This is a genomic window from Sphingomonas floccifaciens (assembly GCF_042681125.1).
In the GTDB taxonomy this organism is placed as follows: Bacteria; Pseudomonadota; Alphaproteobacteria; order Sphingomonadales; family Sphingomonadaceae; genus Sphingomonas; species Sphingomonas floccifaciens.
In genome coordinates, this window is the sequence record NZ_JBHUFC010000002.1 from 312,113 (window position 1) to 327,383 (window position 15,271).

Annotated in this window: 16 protein-coding genes and 1 tRNA gene; 8 read left to right on the forward strand and 9 right to left on the reverse strand. The window is 67.0% G+C overall.

The annotated features are described in order from the left end of the window. Positions 1-17: 17 nt before the first annotated feature. The 3 genes from cpdR (at position 18) to ACFSC3_RS04340 (ending at position 1,462) form a co-directional block, all read left to right on the forward strand. Positions 18-395 (forward strand): cell cycle two-component system response regulator CpdR, encoded by a 378-nt coding sequence (gene cpdR / locus ACFSC3_RS04330; protein ID WP_380939664.1) that lies wholly within the window; start codon positions 18-20, stop codon positions 393-395. A gap of 68 nt (positions 396-463) precedes the next feature. After that, positions 464-538, forward strand: a tRNA-Val gene (locus tag ACFSC3_RS04335). A 156-nt stretch (positions 539-694) separates the two neighbouring features. Beyond that, positions 695-1,462, forward strand: coding sequence for an IclR family transcriptional regulator (locus ACFSC3_RS04340; RefSeq protein ID WP_380939102.1), 768 nt, complete (start codon positions 695-697; stop codon positions 1,460-1,462). Between the two features lie 7 nt (positions 1,463-1,469). Here the strand turns inward: ACFSC3_RS04340 and ACFSC3_RS04345 are convergent, their stop codons facing one another. Genes ACFSC3_RS04345 through ACFSC3_RS04370 form a run of 6 tightly spaced genes read right to left on the reverse strand, consistent with a single transcriptional unit; the run spans position 1,470 to position 7,625 of the window. Beyond that, a complete protein-coding gene (locus ACFSC3_RS04345; RefSeq protein WP_380939104.1) occupies positions 1,470-2,306 on the reverse strand; it encodes an RDD family protein in 837 nt (278 codons plus the stop codon). A 44-nt stretch (positions 2,307-2,350) separates the two neighbouring features. Further along, a complete protein-coding gene (locus ACFSC3_RS04350; RefSeq protein ID WP_380939106.1) occupies positions 2,351-3,361 on the reverse strand; it encodes a stage II sporulation protein M in 1,011 nt (336 codons plus the stop codon). Beyond that, on the reverse strand, positions 3,358-4,671 hold the full coding sequence (locus ACFSC3_RS04355; protein ID WP_380939108.1) for a DUF58 domain-containing protein: 1,314 nt from the start codon (positions 4,669-4,671) through the stop codon (positions 3,358-3,360). Before ACFSC3_RS04355 ends, ACFSC3_RS04350 begins: the two co-directional genes overlap by 4 nt. A gap of 7 nt (positions 4,672-4,678) precedes the next feature. After that, positions 4,679-5,635 (reverse strand): AAA family ATPase, encoded by a 957-nt coding sequence (locus ACFSC3_RS04360; RefSeq protein WP_380939110.1) that lies wholly within the window; start codon positions 5,633-5,635, stop codon positions 4,679-4,681. Next, positions 5,632-6,903, reverse strand: coding sequence for a hypothetical protein (locus tag ACFSC3_RS04365; RefSeq protein WP_380939112.1), 1,272 nt, complete (start codon positions 6,901-6,903; stop codon positions 5,632-5,634). Before ACFSC3_RS04365 ends, ACFSC3_RS04360 begins: the two co-directional genes overlap by 4 nt. Next, positions 6,900-7,625: a DUF4129 domain-containing protein gene (locus tag ACFSC3_RS04370; RefSeq protein ID WP_380939114.1), complete on the reverse strand. Its 726-nt coding sequence runs from the start codon at positions 7,623-7,625 to the stop codon at positions 6,900-6,902. The genes ACFSC3_RS04365 and ACFSC3_RS04370 overlap by 4 nt, the downstream gene beginning before the upstream one ends. Before the next feature lie 104 nt (positions 7,626-7,729). On the opposite strand from ACFSC3_RS04370, the gene ACFSC3_RS04375 reads away from it, so the two are divergent. From ACFSC3_RS04375 to ACFSC3_RS04385, 3 genes are all read left to right on the forward strand, one after another. Then, complete coding sequence (locus tag ACFSC3_RS04375) at positions 7,730-8,500, forward strand: hypothetical protein (RefSeq protein ID WP_380939116.1); 771 nt, start codon at positions 7,730-7,732, stop codon at positions 8,498-8,500. After that, positions 8,497-9,963: a hypothetical protein gene (locus ACFSC3_RS04380; protein ID WP_380939118.1), complete on the forward strand. Its 1,467-nt coding sequence runs from the start codon at positions 8,497-8,499 to the stop codon at positions 9,961-9,963. The genes ACFSC3_RS04375 and ACFSC3_RS04380 overlap by 4 nt, the downstream gene beginning before the upstream one ends. A 72-nt stretch (positions 9,964-10,035) precedes the next feature. Further along, positions 10,036-10,767, forward strand: a complete 732-nt coding sequence (locus tag ACFSC3_RS04385; RefSeq protein ID WP_380939120.1) for a hypothetical protein — start codon at positions 10,036-10,038, stop codon at positions 10,765-10,767. Positions 10,768-11,037: 270 nt separating this feature from the next. Here ACFSC3_RS04385 and ACFSC3_RS04390 read toward each other — a convergent pair whose 3' ends face one another. Then, complete coding sequence (locus tag ACFSC3_RS04390; RefSeq protein ID WP_380939122.1) at positions 11,038-11,556, reverse strand: PH domain-containing protein; 519 nt, start codon at positions 11,554-11,556, stop codon at positions 11,038-11,040. 319 nt (positions 11,557-11,875) lie between these two features. On the opposite strand from ACFSC3_RS04390, the gene ACFSC3_RS04395 reads away from it, so the two are divergent. Further along, complete coding sequence (locus tag ACFSC3_RS04395) at positions 11,876-12,502, forward strand: helix-turn-helix domain-containing protein (RefSeq protein ID WP_380939124.1); 627 nt, start codon at positions 11,876-11,878, stop codon at positions 12,500-12,502. A 219-nt stretch (positions 12,503-12,721) separates the two neighbouring features. Beyond that, entirely contained in the window at positions 12,722-13,561 is an 840-nt protein-coding gene (locus tag ACFSC3_RS04400) for a hypothetical protein (RefSeq protein WP_380939126.1), read from the forward strand. Between the two features lie 92 nt (positions 13,562-13,653). Here the strand turns inward: ACFSC3_RS04400 and ACFSC3_RS04405 are convergent, their stop codons facing one another. Both ACFSC3_RS04405 and ACFSC3_RS04410 read right to left on the reverse strand, forming a co-directional pair. Next, entirely contained in the window at positions 13,654-14,001 is a 348-nt protein-coding gene (locus ACFSC3_RS04405; RefSeq protein WP_380939128.1) for a recombinase family protein, read from the reverse strand. A gap of 220 nt (positions 14,002-14,221) precedes the next feature. Continuing rightward, the gene (locus ACFSC3_RS04410; RefSeq protein ID WP_380939130.1) at positions 14,222-15,106 is read right to left on the reverse strand and encodes a DUF6624 domain-containing protein; all 885 of its coding nucleotides are present in this window, start codon (positions 15,104-15,106) and stop codon (positions 14,222-14,224) included. Between the last annotated feature and the right edge of the window lie 165 nt (positions 15,107-15,271).

Sequence of the window (15,271 nt, forward strand, 5' to 3'; positions counted from 1 at the left end):
ATTTTGAAAGAATGGCGATGATACGGATCCTGCTGGCCGAGGACGACGACGTGATGCGCGAGTATCTGACGCGCGCGCTCGAACGCTCGGGCTATGCCGTGACGTCGGTCGACCGCGGCACCGCGGCGCTTCCGTTGCTGGAGCGTGAGACGTTCGACCTGTTGCTGACCGACATCGTCATGCCGGAGATGGACGGCATCGAATTGGCGCAGCGCTGTGCCGATATCGCGCCCGATACCCGCGTCATGTTCATCACCGGCTTCGCGGCCGTGACGCTGAAGGCGGGCAAGGCGATGCCGCAGGCGCGCGTGCTGTCGAAGCCGTTCCACCTGCGCGACCTGGTGCTGGAGGTCGACCGCATGTTCGAGGTCGGCAATGCGAGCGGCCACATCTGATTTTTTCCGCAAACGCGCTTGCACCGATCCGATTCGCCGGGTAGAGGCGCGCTTCCCGCAAGGGGTGTGGGCGTGTAGCTCAGTGGTAGAGCACTGTGTTGACATCGCAGGGGTCGCAAGTTCAATCCTTGCCACGCCCACCATTTTCAAAAGGCCTTGGATCGCTGCCGCGTTCCGGGGCCTTTTTGCTTTGGCCCTTCGGCGAGACGGGCGGGTCGTCTGAGTTCCCGCGGTCGCGATGATCGGCGACTTCGGCTATCGCACACCCCAAGGCGGCGTTGGTGCAGAGGATGGACAGGATGGCGACGATATCTCCCGAGGGCGAAGGCGGACCGTCATCTGTCGGGGCGCAGACCCTGATCCGCGGGCTCGACCTGATCGAGCAGGCCGTGCGTGAGCCGATGCGGATGGTCGAGCTGGTCGAGCGGTCGGGGCTGACGCGCAGTACAGCCAATCGCCTCATCACCGCGCTCGTCCGTCGCGGATTCCTGGCGCATGGCCCGGGCGGGCGCATCCGGGGCGGGCCGGAGCTGATCCGGCTGGGGATGATCGCGCAGGATCGCTACGACCTGGTCACCGTCGCGCGGCCGTTCCTGGCCGACCTGTCCGCGGAAACCGGGCTGTCGTCGTTCCTGGGGCAGCGCGACGGCGATTATTCGGTCCACCTCCACCGCGCGCAGGGCCGCGAGCGGGTGATCGTCGCGACGCCGGTCGGGACGCGGCGCAAGCTGGTCGAGACGAGCATGGGCAAGGCGCTGCTGTTCGACGAACCCGCCGACGCGCGTCGGCGCCTGATCGCGGCTGCGGGCGAGACGATCGACGCCGCCGACTTCGACCGCCGCCTGACCGACGACATCGCGCGGGGGGCGGTGATCCACGAAGGTCCACCGCCCGACCGCATCCGCGCGGTCGCCGCGCCGGTCCGGAACGCCGCGGGCGTGATCGTCGGCGCGGTCAGCATGGCGACCGCGGCGCAATATCTGGAAACCGAGCAATTGGAACCGATGAGCGGCGCGATCCGCGATACGGCGCGCGCGATCAGCGAGGCGCTGGGCTGGGAAGCGTAGCGCAGCCCTAGCGCCCGCTCGCCCCGCCATATTTGTCGAGCCGCCGCCGCCCGACGAGCATCCCGCGTTCCAGCCGGGCGCACAGGGCTGCGTAATAGTCTGTGAGGAATCCGAAATCGTCGCCGTCGTCGGCCAGGCCGGCCTTGCGCCGGATCGCGCCGGCGACGGTCGCCACCGCGTCCTCGCGGCCGGTGCGCAGCACGTCCTCCAGCGTCTGCAATTCGTAGATGCCGTAGAGGTCGAGCGCCGCGTCGGTGAAGACACGGCGCGGGCGCGCGCGATCGACGGCGGTCAGGTCCGCGCCCAGCTTGCCGCGTGCGTCGTTTACGACCCAGGTGCCGGCGATGAAGTCCCCGACGCGCAGGCGGTCGCGATTGAACAGCGGGAACAGGAAGAAGATACCGGTCCACAGGAGCGCGCAAACGATCAGGAACCCGTCCGCCGCCCCCTGGGACGCGCGTTCGGCGAGAAACGACAGCGGCAGGAATATCTCGATCTCGCGCAGCGCATTGCGGGCGATCACTGCCGCGCCGGTCAGTCGTCCGCCGTCCCGCGCGATGACACGCAGCTTCATCAACCGCTTCCCCGGCGTCGCCCCGCGCCGGCCCATCTCGAACAAAGTGAACCAGCCGTTGCGCAGGACGAACAGGCCGATGAGCCACAGCATCGCCGTCAGCTCGACCTGACGCTTGTCGCCTGCGAGATATAACAGCAGGAACGTGATCGCGACCATCACGACGATGATCGCCACCCAGTCGAGCACAAAGGCGGTCGCGCGCGCGCTGGCGGTGCCGAGTTCGATGCGCAGGTCGACGCCCTCCGGCGTGACGAAGCTGCGCGTCATCGATCGCGGCGACTTCGGTTCCCGCCCGCGTCGCGCCCGGCGCATCATGCCGCGCCCGTCCGGCGTGGCAGGTAGAGATAGGCGAGCCATCCGGCCAGCGCCGCCCCGCCGATGCCGAAGCGCAAGGCATCGCTGACGACCGTCTGGCGCCCGATCCCCTCCAATATGCCGGCGACCAGCAACATGCAGACCGCGCCGGCCATCACGGTCGCGGCCTCGCGCCCGGCGGTCACCGCCGCTTCGCTGCGCGCCTCACGGCCCGGGAAGGCGACCGCCGACCCGATCCGCGTCCCCGCCGCCGCGGCCAGCGCCACCGCCAGCAACTCGGTCGTGCCGTGGATCGTCAGCCATCCGGCGAAGTTCACGCCCAGCCCTTTGTCGGCAAACACCGCGATCATCGCCCCCAGCGACAGGCCATTGTATATGACGAGCAGCAACGTCGGCACGGCAAAGGCGAAGCCGAGTGCGAAGGCGAAGATCGCGACCTGGCTGTTGTGCGTGTACAGCGCCGTGGCGAACGCCGCCAGCGCGCCTTCGCCGCCCGTGTCGTACAGCGTGTTGCGCAGGCTCTCCGCGCTCGCGGTCGGCGTCCGCCCGCCGGCGAGGTCTTCGGGGATCAGCGCGTAGAACCAGGCGGGGTCGCTATGGACCAGGAAATAACCGGCGAGCGTTCCCGCCACCATCAGCGCGATGCAGAAGACCGTCTCGCGCCACAGGCTGCGTGCCGCACGCGGCCAGCCGGTGGCGAAGAATGCCCCCAACTGCCGCCAGGGCGAGGTCTGCACGCCGTAGAGCTGGAAATAGGCGCGGGTGCACAGCCGTTCGAGATAGGTCGCCAGCGCCCGGTCGAGCGAGGTCTCGCGCACTACCGACAGCGAGGAGAGCGTCGTGCGATAGAGGAGCGGCAGAGCCAGGATATCCTCGTCGTCGAGCGCCCCGACCGATCGCTTCTCCATCCGCGTGATGATGCGTTCGAGCCGGTCCCAATCGCCCTCATGCGCGGCGCGGAAGCGGCTGGCGTTGACCAGCGGGGCGGCGGGTAGGATTTCGGTCACAGCAGGTTCCGCCGCTTGAGGTCGACATAGCCCTCGACGAGCCGCGTCGCGACCTCGTCATGGCCGCTTTCGATGACGTGCGCGCCCAGGTGGCGCAGCCGGGTCAGCACCATCAACCGGTCGCGCAGCAGCGCCGAGGCGGTGACCGCGCGGGTCACGTCTTCCGCCGTCTCCGGCGCGCGGTCGAGGATGGTCTCCAGTTCGTCGTCGCGCAGCACGACTACGAGCAACAAGTGGGTGCGCAACAGGCGGGCGGCGGCGCGCACCATGAATTCCGCCGAAGTCAGGTCGGTGAATTCGGTGAACAGCACGATCATCGACCGCCGGGTCAGCGTCGCCGCGAGATTGGTCAGCGCGAAGGTGTAGTTCGTCTCCTCCCCGCTGTAATCGATCCGGGCCGCCAGCCGCTGGAGCGCGGGTAAGGCGGCCGGACCGGACACGAGCCCGCTGGAGATACGTGGCCGCGAATCAAAGGCATGGAGCGCGACGCGGTCGCCCAGTTTCAGGGCGATCCAGCCGGTCAGCAGCATCGCGGATACGATGCGGTCGAGCCGACTCAGCCCCGCGATCGGCTCCGACATCTGTCGCCCGGCGTCGATGGCGAAGACGATCTGGCTGTTGCGCTCGGCGCGGAATTCCTTCGCATGCAGCTTGGTGTGGCGGGCGGACTGTTTCCAGTCGATCGCGCGGCGGTCCATGCCGCTGCGGAACTCGGTCAGCGCATCGAAGTCGGCGCCGTCGCCACGATCGATCTGCGCCATCAGCCCCTGGAGCGCGTGGCGCTGGAACAGCTGCGCGCCGCGATCGTGGACGAGGGTCAGGTCGGGGACGATCGCCGACGTCGCGTCCAGCGCGATATCCCGCTGCTTCCAAGCCAGCCCGAACGGCCCGGACCAGCGCAGCCACAACCGGTCGAGCCGCGCCGTCCCGCGCCGCACCGCACGATACGGAATGGCGAAGCGGCCGTGCCCGTCCGTCAGGTCGATCGCCGTGACGTCGGCATCGGCCGGCACGATCAGGCCGTTGCCGCCGATCGCTACGTCGACACGGGCGGGGGCATGGCCGGCGATGCTCAGGTCCAGCACCGCGTCGACCCCGGTCCCGACCCCGGCGGACGACGGCAGCGTCAGCGTCGCGTCGGCCTGCTGCGGGCGGCTCCCCCGCACCGCATCGATCGCGGTCAGCACCAGCACCGCGACCGGCCAGGCAAGCGCCGCATACCAGCGCGCCGACGCGGCCAGCGCGACCAGCAGCACCACCGGCAGGCCGGCGAGTGTCAGCAGGATCGCGGTGCGGGTGGGGTAGATCACGGACGTATCAGCGCGGCGCGTCGATCGTTTCGATGATGCTCGCGACGACATCGTCGATCTGGCGCCCGTCGATCTCGGCCGCAGGCGACAGGATCAGCCGGTGGCGCAGCAGGGCGGGGGCCAGCGCCTTCACATCGTCGGGGATCACGAATTCGCGCCCGTCGATCGCCGCCCGCGCCCGCGCCGCACCCGCCAGCATCACGCCCGCGCGCGGCGACGCACCGCTTTCCAGGTCGGCGACGCCGCGGGTCGCGCGGATCAGCTGCAGGATATAGTCGGTCACCTCGTCGACCAGCCGCACGCCCGCGACCGTCTCGACCGCCGCCGACAGCTTCGTCGCATCGGCGACCGGGGTAACGCCCCAATCCTCGGGCGCCATCGCGGCACCGCGCGCACCATGGCGGGCGATGATGCGGCGTTCCTCCTCGGCCGATGGATAGTCGACCGTCTGCTTGAACAGGAAACGGTCGAGCTGTGCTTCGGGCAGGGGATAGACGCCTTGCTGCTCGATCGGGTTCTGCGTCGCGATGACGGTGAAGCGGTCGCTGAGCGGCAGGCTGGTGCCGTCGATGGTCACGGTGCGCTCCTGCATCGCCTCCAGCAATGCGGCCTGAGTCTTTGGCGGGGTGCGGTTGATCTCGTCGGCGAGCAGCAGTTCGGTGAAGATCGGACCGCGGGTCAGCGTGAAGCTGCTCGTCTGGAAGTTGAACAGGTTCGCGCCGATGATGTCGCCGGGCATCAGGTCGGGGGTGAACTGGATGCGGCCGAAATCGGTCCCGAGCGCGCGCGCGAAGCTCGCCGCCAGAAGCGTCTTGGCGGTGCCCGGCGGCCCTTCGAGTAGGACGTGCCCGCCGGAGAACAGCGCGATCAGCATCAGCTCGATCGTCGCGTCCTGACCGACGACGGCGCGGGCGACTTCGCGCCGGATATCTTCGGCCAGCGCCTGGACGTGGGTAACGCTCACCTGTGTCTCCTCGTGATGCCTGCTTGCCAGCGGTGCAGCGCCAGGGCGGCCTGCAACACGCTGCGGCGATCGGTCGCGCTCTCCGCGTCGCTCGCCAGTTCGGAAAAGCGCCGGCCGTGGCCGAGCGTGTCGAGATAGGCGGTCAGCGCCGTGTCCTTCAGCCGCGCGGGTGCGCCGAAGATGCGCGCCGCCCGGTCGCGGATGGCCGCGGCATAGCGCCCGCCCATCCGTGCCTCGCGCCCTGCCCGGCGGACCAGGCCGGCGCTGTTGTCGAGCAGGGCGGTCTTGCCATAGGCGATCGCGCGCGGGCGGGGGACGACGGGACCGAAGCGGCCCAGCGCGTTCAACCCGACCAGCAGCAGCGCGGCGGCGATCGTCAGCGTGACGCTGAGGAACGGCGGCTCGAACGCCAGTTTGAGCGGACTGCGGCTGCGCCCGAGGCCGTTGAACGTCACATCGAACGCGATGCCGCGATCCTTGCGCGGGTCCAGCGCGTCGAACAGCGCCAGCGCCGCGCGGGCCTGGCCGATGTCCTTCATGCCCAGATTGTCGATTAAGTCGGGCTCCGCCAACACGAACCGCGGCGCATCGCCCAGCCGCGCGAGCACGATGCCTCCGTTGCCATCGGTGATCAACGGGATCAGCCGGGGCACCTGCCCCATCTCGTCCTCGGTCACCTCGCCGTCCTCATTCTCGTCGGCGGGCGAGATCGTAAAACTCGCGTCGGTGATGACCTGCAACACCCGCGGCGCGCGGAACGCGACCGCCGCCGGCAGCGCGACGTTGGTCAGCATCATCCCGCCGCTCTTCACCCGACGCATCTGGAACCGCGTGCCCGGCGCCAGCACGCCGATCGGCTCCGAAAGCGGCAGCAGGCCCTTGCGGCGCACCCAGTCCGACCGGTCGGGATCGGCTTCGGTCTGCCACTTGGGCAGGACGAACAGGGTCGGCTTATAGTCGCGCCCCGCGACCGCGGCGGAGATGTTGACGCTGGCGCGCTCGGGCGTGGCGATCAGCAGGTCGGGGGTGCCGAATAGCCGTGTGTCGCGGACGATGCGCGGATTGCGGCCGGTCGCCTGCGCCAGCTCGACGATCGCGCGATATCCGGTCGCGGCGTTCGACAGGGCATGGCCGCCGCCGTCGCGCCCCGAGCGGAGGTCGGGGGCATAGGCGCCCATGATCAGCGTGCCGATGAAGCCGCCGATGCCGATCACCAGCAGGATGACGACGGTCCGCGCGCGGAACAGAGTGTCGGCGGGGCCGCTCATGCCTTCCACGCCTTTGGCACCGCAAAGGCGGCATAGGCCGCGCGGCAACGCTGCCAATCGCCGGCGTCCACTGCCGCGCCGCCGAACAGGCTGCGCTCGACGACTGCGGCGAGGTCGCCGAACAGCGTGCGCGGTGCCTCCGGGATGCCGGGCGCGCGCGCGATGTCGCGGCTGGTAAGCGCGGGGCGGACGAGGTGCGGGCGGCGGCGGGCGATATCCTCGACGCTGCGCAGCAGGATATGGTGGACCGCCTCGGCAAAGCGGCCGTCCGCTGCCAGCCGGTCGGCCTCCTCCAGCCAGCGCCGGGCGGGCGCCGCCTCGACCGACCAGTCGCCGGGGGTTGTATCTTCGTCGAGTGCCGCGACGGCCTGACGGCGGCGCCACGTCGGCATCCGCCACTCGCCGTTCCGCACCCGGTCGACGACGACGCGCAGGATCAGAAGCGCCAGCACCGCGATCATCGCCCACAGTACGATCCGCGCATAGGGCGCCTCGGGCATCATGTCGGTCAGCCAGCGGAACATGCGCCCGATCGGCGACAAAGCCCAGCGGAACCACTCGCCCAATGTCTTCACCCATTCGGGCGTCGGCGGCGGTCCGGCGGCAGGCAGCAGGTCGAACTGGATATCACGCCCCTCGCGCAGCGCACGATGCGCCGCCGCCAGCCGCTCGTCCGTCCCGCCCCCTGCCATGGTCGCCTGCCAATCCCCCGTTGCGCCCACGTTACGACCCCACGCGCGCCGCGACAATGTTCCCGATCCCCCGGCCGCGTGACAAGACCGGCGATGTGCGCCATCTGGGCCGGACAGTCGTGGGGATTGTAACGATGAGCTATAGCGACCGCGCGCCACCATTGGCGATCGGGACGGTGATGGGCCGTGCGTTCGGGGTGATGACGGGCAATCCGATGACCGTGTTCGCAATCGCCTTCCTGCTGGGGGCCGTGCCGCAGCAGGTGATGAGTCAATTGTTGATGGTCCGGATCGGGCCGGATGCGGCGGCGCAGTCCGGCTTCGTCGCGCTGATGGTGCTCAATTTCATCGTCTATGCGATCTGCACCGCCCTGGCGCTCGCCGCGCTGGTCCGCACGACCGGCGCTTTCGTCCAGGGGCGGACGATCGGTCTGGGCGAGAGCCTGAGCGGCGGGCTCGTCAAGCTGCTGCCGCTGATCGGCGTCGCCATTCTCTACACCATCGGCATCGCGGTCGGCTGGGTGTTTCTGATCGTGCCGGGGATCATCGTTCTGGTGACGTGGATCGTCACCATTCCGGCGCTGGTCGAGGAGGATCGCGGCGTGTTCGCCGCCTTCGGACGCAGCCGCGAACTGACCCGCGGCGTGCGCTGGACGATCTTCTTCCTCGTCGTCATCGTCCTCATCCTGTCGTGGCTCGCCTCCGCACTGGGAGCGGTGCCGACGGTGATCCTGAACGGCGGGCTGACCGGTCTCAAACCGACGCCGGTCACCGTCGTCACCGCGCTGATCACCAGCACGCTGACGACCGCGCTGTGGTCGACGGTCGTGACCAGCCTCTTCTTCACGTTGCGGGAGGCGCGGGAGGGGCCGCAGACCGAGCAGCTGGCCGACGTGTTCGCATGACCGGCGCGACGGCACCGACCGCACCGGGGCGGTCGTGGTACGCCCTCGTCACCGATCCGCGCCATCGTCTGGCCGTCCTGGCGATCGTCGCGGTGGCGGCCCGCGCCCTGTCGTTCGGCAACCCGATGGTTCATGTCGACGAGCAATTCTATTTCCTCGCCGCAAGCCGGATGTGGGACGGCGCGCTGCCGTTCGTCGATGTGTGGGACAGGAAACCGATCGGGCTGTTCCTGCTCTACGCCCCGGCCGCCGCGCTGCCGCTGCCTTGGGGGACGTTCGCCTATCAGGCGATGGCGCTGGGCTTCGTCGTCGCGACCGCGATGCTCGTCGCGCGACTGGCGGTGCTGGCGGGCTGGGCGCGGGGAGCGACCTTTGCCGGCATCGCCTATATCCTCTGGCTCAACCCGATGGGCGGGGTGGGGGGGCAGTCCCCGGTCTTATACAATCTTTCGATGACCGCCGCGGCGCTGCTGACCGCGACCGCCAGCGGGCCGCACCGCCGCTGGCGCGGGCTGGCCGCGCTCGCGCTGGTCGGCCTCAGCCTGCAGATCAAATACAGCGTCGTCTTCGAAGGCATGGCGTTCGGCCTGTGGCTGCTGTGGGGCGAATGGCGCGCCACGCGCTCGCCCCTGCGCTTCGTTGGCTATGGCGTGGCGCTGGTACTGGTCGCCATCCTGCCGACCGCCGCGGCCTATGCGACCTATGCCGCGCTCGGCCACGGTGAGGCGTTCGTCTACGCCAACTTCACCTCGATCCTCGCGCGCAAGCCCGACCCTTTCGGGAACGCGATCGGTCATCTGGAGGGGCTGGCGCTCATGCTGTCGCCGCTCGTCGCAATGGCGTTCGGATCGCGCCGCGCGGGCGAGGGCGGCGACGCGGACGTGCGGCGGCTACTGTTCCTCTGGTTCGCGGTGAACCTGGCCGGCATCCTCGCCTTCGGTGGCTGGTACGAACATTACGGCCTGCCCGCAGCCGCCCCCGGCGCGGCCTGTTCCGCCGGGTTTCTGGGCGCGCGGCATTGGCGCGGGCGGGCGACGCCGGCGATCCTGGGCATCGTCGCGCTGCTCGGGCTGGGCACCGTCATCGTCAATCGGGTCAAGCGCGGCGGCCCGGGCCAGCTCGCCGCGCTGACCGCCGCGGTCGGGCAGGGGCCGGGATGCCTCTATGTGTTCTCGGGTCCGTCGATCGTCTATCGCACGACCGGACGCTGCACGCTGACCGCCTACATCTTCCCCCCGCACATGGAGGAGATCCGCGAGCGCGGGGCGATCGGCGTCGACCAGATCGGCGAAGTCCGCCGCATCTTCGCCCAGCGCCCGGCCGTGGTCGTGATGCGCCGCCCCTATCCCGGCGAGCAGACCGAGATCCAGGGTGTCGCCATCGACGAGCTGATGCGCGGCTATCGCCGCCGCACGACGCTGCCGATCGGCAACCTGCCCGTCATGGTATACGAACGCCGATAAACCGTTCAGCCTGCCGACAGTCCGCGCGTGGCCAGATGTCGTCACGATAACGAAATGACAGGGAGGACGGACATGAAGATCGGACTGGCGATCGCCGCTACGCTCGGCACGGCAAGCGCGGCGGTGGCGGGCGGGCCGGCGATGACGGGGTTTCACCAATTCGCCGCCCGCGGTGACCTGGTCGAAATCCGCAAGCCGCTGTGGATGGACGGCAAGCTGCGCGTTGGCTCTGCGACCGGCACCGTCAAACGCCGCGCGATGGGCCAGGAGCGGACGTTGGCGTCGCCCTACACCGACTATAGCGCCGTCGCCCGTTACGGCCGCGTCACCTTCTCCGTCACCGGGGCCGAAGTCGGCGGCACGCTGTCGGGCGAATGTAGCTATGGTCGCACCGAACGCAGGATGTCGGACGGACGCGTGACATCGTCGCAGCCGGTCGCGCCGCTCGGCTTCACCTGCGAATTCCAGCGCGACGGCCGCCCGAGCGGCCGCCTGTGGCTCGCCGCCGATCTCCAGCCCGAACGCCTGGTCCAGCCCACGGTCCGCATCGGCGAGGTGGAGGTGGGCGGCACCCGGCTGCGGCTGCGGTCGGCGCATGACATGGGGAAGGGCAAGGTGCCCGTCGAAACCCCGATCGGCTATTGGCTGGACGACCAGCAGGGCCTGCCCGTCGCCGCGCTCGACACCAACGGCCTGACTCGCGCGCGGCTGGCGTTGCCGAGGGACCCGGCGCAGCGCGATGCGGCGCTGGCGGCGGGTCTTGCCATCGCGACCTTCTGGGACCCCGGCGACACCGACGACTGATTAGAGCGGGTTGTGATCATACGGAGGCATCGTGATTGCCCTGTCGTGTTCGTCCGGCAAGGAGCGAGGTGCAGCAGGTAGCGGCGCTACCTGCAAGGCTCGCGACGCCGCCGGCGGGCGCGAGAGGGCAACCGCAGAGCGGCGGGCCGATTTTCGCCCAGGGCGGCGTCGCTCGTCGGTCACGATGCAATAGCATCGCTCCGCTCCTCGCTTCTTGCCCTGAACCAAAATCGGCTCCGTCACGATACCTCCGTATGATCACAACCCGCTCTAGAAGCTCGCGTCGTCCACCATGTCGAATTCGCGCACGCCGCGCCGCCGCCGTGCCGCCTCGACACGGGTGCGCAGTTCCTCGCGGCGCGCGCGGGCGCGGTGGACATCGCGCATCACCAGCGGCTGCGCTCGCGTCGTCTCGTCGGATGTCGTCAGCGTCACCGTGCCGATGTCCGCCATCTGGTTGATCAGGCTGAAGTCGATCCGCACGTCCTTGACCCGGTACAGTTCGACCTCGTCGATCGACTTGTTGATCAGGCCGCGGTGCAGGATCAGCCGGTCGGCGGTCAGCTCATATTTAGTCGATCGGTCCTCGATCCAGCGCAAGCCGATGATGACGAGTGCGATCGCGGTAAGGATCAGCGGCAGCGCAGGGTTGACGGTTTCCGTCGTCCCACTGGCGATGACCGCGCCGATCGGTCCGGCCACCAGGAGCAATATCGTTCCCCAGCCCGCCAGCGTGCCCCGCAGCCACCCGCTCGTCGACGAGCGGAAGATATCGATCGTCTGCGCCATTCGGCCCTCCCTTGATGTCAGCTATAGGCAGGGCCGCGCCGGCTGCAAATGGGTTGGCGATGAGCGGCGGGCGGTTGTCCGATGCCTTTGCTTTCCCGAAAACGATGGTGAAAGGGGAAAAAAGATCGCTTCTCACAACTTACCGACGCCGATGTCGTGAGAACCATATCACTGGGCGTTAAGGTCCGCGCAGGTATCATCATATCGAGTTCGCAGCATCGGAATCGGCAGTTTGTTGGGGTGTCCGCAACGGGAGCAGAAGCTGGATGGGGGTGGCTTCCCCCGTCATCGTCACAGCTGCGCCTATGTCTCGCTGGTCATGGACGGGGGCTATCGCGAGCGGGGATCGATGGGCCGCTGGTCGATCGAACCCGGTCAGCTGGTTGCGCACGCCAGCTTCGAAGCCCATGACAATCTGGTCGCGGAGTCGGGCGCATGGGTGCTCAACATAGCTGTGCCGCCTTACGCGATCCTACCCCCGGTCTTCACCGTAGACGATCCCGATGCGATCATCGCGGCGGCGCATTCCGGTCTACCCGTCGCATCCCTTCTCCGGCCGGTGGCCGTGGTGCCGCCAGACGAGGACGATTGGGCCGACGTGCTTGCCGCCGACCTACGGCGCGAGCCGATCTCAATCACCGAATGGGCGCGTAAGGCTGGGTTCGATCGGGCAAAGGTCAGCCGCGGATTCCACGCCGCGTTCGGTGTCACGCCTGCCCGATATCGGCTAGAGAACCAGACGTTGCGCGCCATGCGGCTGATCGCTTCGACGGCAGAGCCGCTGGCAGCAATCGCTGCCACCTGCGGTTTTGCCGATCAGGCGCATCTCAACCGGGCCGTTCGATCGATATCCAGCCACACGCCGCGAAGCTGGCGGATCAAATCCATTCAAGATCGCGCGGTGGAAGGCCGTTACGAGGCTGCCCGGTTACAACGAGATCGATAGGTGCCCGTGTTCCTGCCAGTCCTTCTGTTCGCCGCCCAGGCTGTTCCCCACGCCGCACCGGCCTCCGCCACCACGCCTTCCGCCAAGCGGGAGCTAAGGACGGCGGTAGGGGCGATCTTGCGCGGACAGGGAGGCGCCGCGCGATCAACGCTGCAATCGATCGACCCGGCGGCCCTTGACGCCAAGGACCGGACATTCCGCGACTGTGCACTCTCGCGCTTGGACGTCACTGCACCGCTACCCCCTTTGTCCGAAGTGCCGGCGGTCAACAGCTTCGTGCGCGATCTCCTGACCCTCTACCGGACCTATTGGCGCGCTAGCGCCCTTGATGGAACGAGCCGGCCCGCAGCGGAGAAGAGGCTGGTCGCCGGGCTGGGAAAGCTGCTCGGTCGCCCCGTCGCCGACGTCCCGGCTGCGGAACCGCTGATCGCGGCCAGATTGAAGGCCGCCGGCCTCTTTTCGCAAGAAGGGCGGACCGGCGTCTTCCATGATCTGATGATCTGGAGCCGCGAGACGCAACAGATCGAGACAGTCGCATTGCCGGAAGGCGGCAACGCGACGCAGGTCAATTATCTCGACGGCTTTATCAGCCGGGGATGGAGCAGTTACCTCAGCTGTAACCGCACTGGCACCGGAGGCTGGACCACTGGCGCCGGCCTGTTCGTCATCGTGCCGAGCTACGATAGCCTGACGGACGAGAACTTTCGGGTCAACTTCCTCGCCCATGAGAGCCAGCATTATGCCGACAAGAAGCGTTTCGGCGACATCCCCTCGTGGCGGCTCGAATACCGGGCCAAGCTGGTCGAGGTCGCCTATGCGGAAACGACGATCGGCAAGGTGTTGGACAATTTCGCCAGCAATCAGGGCGATGATCCCGCCGATCCGCACAGCTACGCCAACAAGCGGATGCTGAAGGCGCTCGAAGATCGGCTTGGCGTTACGTCGGTCGTGGAGCTTCACGCGACCCCGCTGGACCGCCTTCATGCGGCAGCGGTCGCGGCCCTGACGGCGGACAGCGCTGCCCTCGACGCGGAGCGACACCCCTCCCGCAAACCATAGCTGGTCTGATCTTCCTAGAAGGGCCAGCGAGACGGCCGAAGCGTTCTCGTTTCCCGTGGTGGTAGGGAACGTGAGAATGGCCGCAGGCTTGGTCAGTTCGAATGGTCGGTGGCCGCCAGGACAATGCCGGTAAAACGTCGACAAACCGACTTGCAGAATCTTTGCGATCTTCGCCGGCTTGTCGCCGGCCGCGAGTAGTTGTGGGCGGTGTCGATTTTGTCCGGCGTCATCGCGACCTTCCGTCCCCCTCCGCTACCGCCTTTTGCCCGAACTGCGGCCAAGCCGGCGATCGTCCGCTCCTTGATCAACTCGCGTTCCATTTCCGCGACCGACGCCAGGATGTGAAACAGAAGTCGCCCGGACGGTGTCGCGGTGTCGAAGCCATCGGTCAGCGAGCGGAAGTCGACCTTCCGAGCGGATAGCCGCTTGGTCCTTGGCACGACGGATGAGGACTACCGCGCCGCAGGTTTGAAGCCACCCCGCAGGCACAAGCAGAAGTTGGACAAGGGCAGTACGGTCAGCTGAAACTCGGGCGACTTTTCCCGAAAACGAGCGGCCCGCGAGACGGCCAGGGCATTCCCATTGGGATGGTGTTTTGGGAATGTTTCGGGGTGAAAAAGCATATCAGCTCGTCGATTCACGTTCGCGCTGCGACAAGCTTTATTTGACGCCGTATCGAGCCTTGATCGCAGCGCGTGTAGCATCGTCTGCCAGAGGTACGCCGACCTGACTGCCAAAAATTTGAACGCCTGTATCGATCGTCTGCACGCGATCAATCAGCATCTTGAATGGAGTCAGCTCAAGCTGTCCCGCCGTCACTGCCTGGCGAATGACAGGCAGATACTCCCGCATCATCGCAATATCGGAGTGCTGAACAACAGACCACATCACGGTTTCGAGCCTTTTTCCAACCAGATCTCGGCCTACATAGCGACCATGTTGACGAAAAATCGCCTGAATCGCTAGTTGGTTCTCATGATCCAATGGTGCCTGCTTGCTCCAATCGACCGGTGGTTGCGCTCGGTATTTTTGATCTCGATCGCCGATTTCCATAATCTTGATGACAAGTTCTTTGCTAACGCGATTTTTTGTAGCGTAAGCAGCAGGATCAAAAGCTGCGCGCGCGCTAGTTGTCGACTCGCAGCCAGCTTGAAACGGCAACACTATTGCCGGTACGATTCTTTCGAACGCTCCCGGCCCCATCGCTCCAAGATACTCGCAGATTGCTCTAGGATCGGATTGGATTCCTGCTGTCAAAACACGTCCGATCATATCATCGGACTCGTTAAGCATCACAAAGGCGGAAGCCACATTCCAGTAATCTGCAGCATTTAAGCGGCTCGCATCGCCCTCGGTGGCTGCCCGCGTTTCAGCTAGGATAGCCGTCGCCGCTTTAAACTTCGCATCCGTTACCCCATCACGCTTTGTCGGCGTGTAAATAACGATCTGCTTTCCCAGCGAAATATCAATATTATTGCCGCTTTGTGCAGAAGCGACCGCAGGTACGAGGGCAGACATAGAAAACATCAACAAAACGAAGCGCATAGTTTTCCTACCCCAATTCATCAGATGCTATGCTGCACCTGCCATACGGTCAATCCTACGGCCGACTTTGGAAGCAGACCTTCTTCCCGAAAACGAACGGCCATCGAGACGGCACGGCCGTTCTCGGGATCGATCGCGTTTTGGGAGAGATCGCCGCTCTCAAAA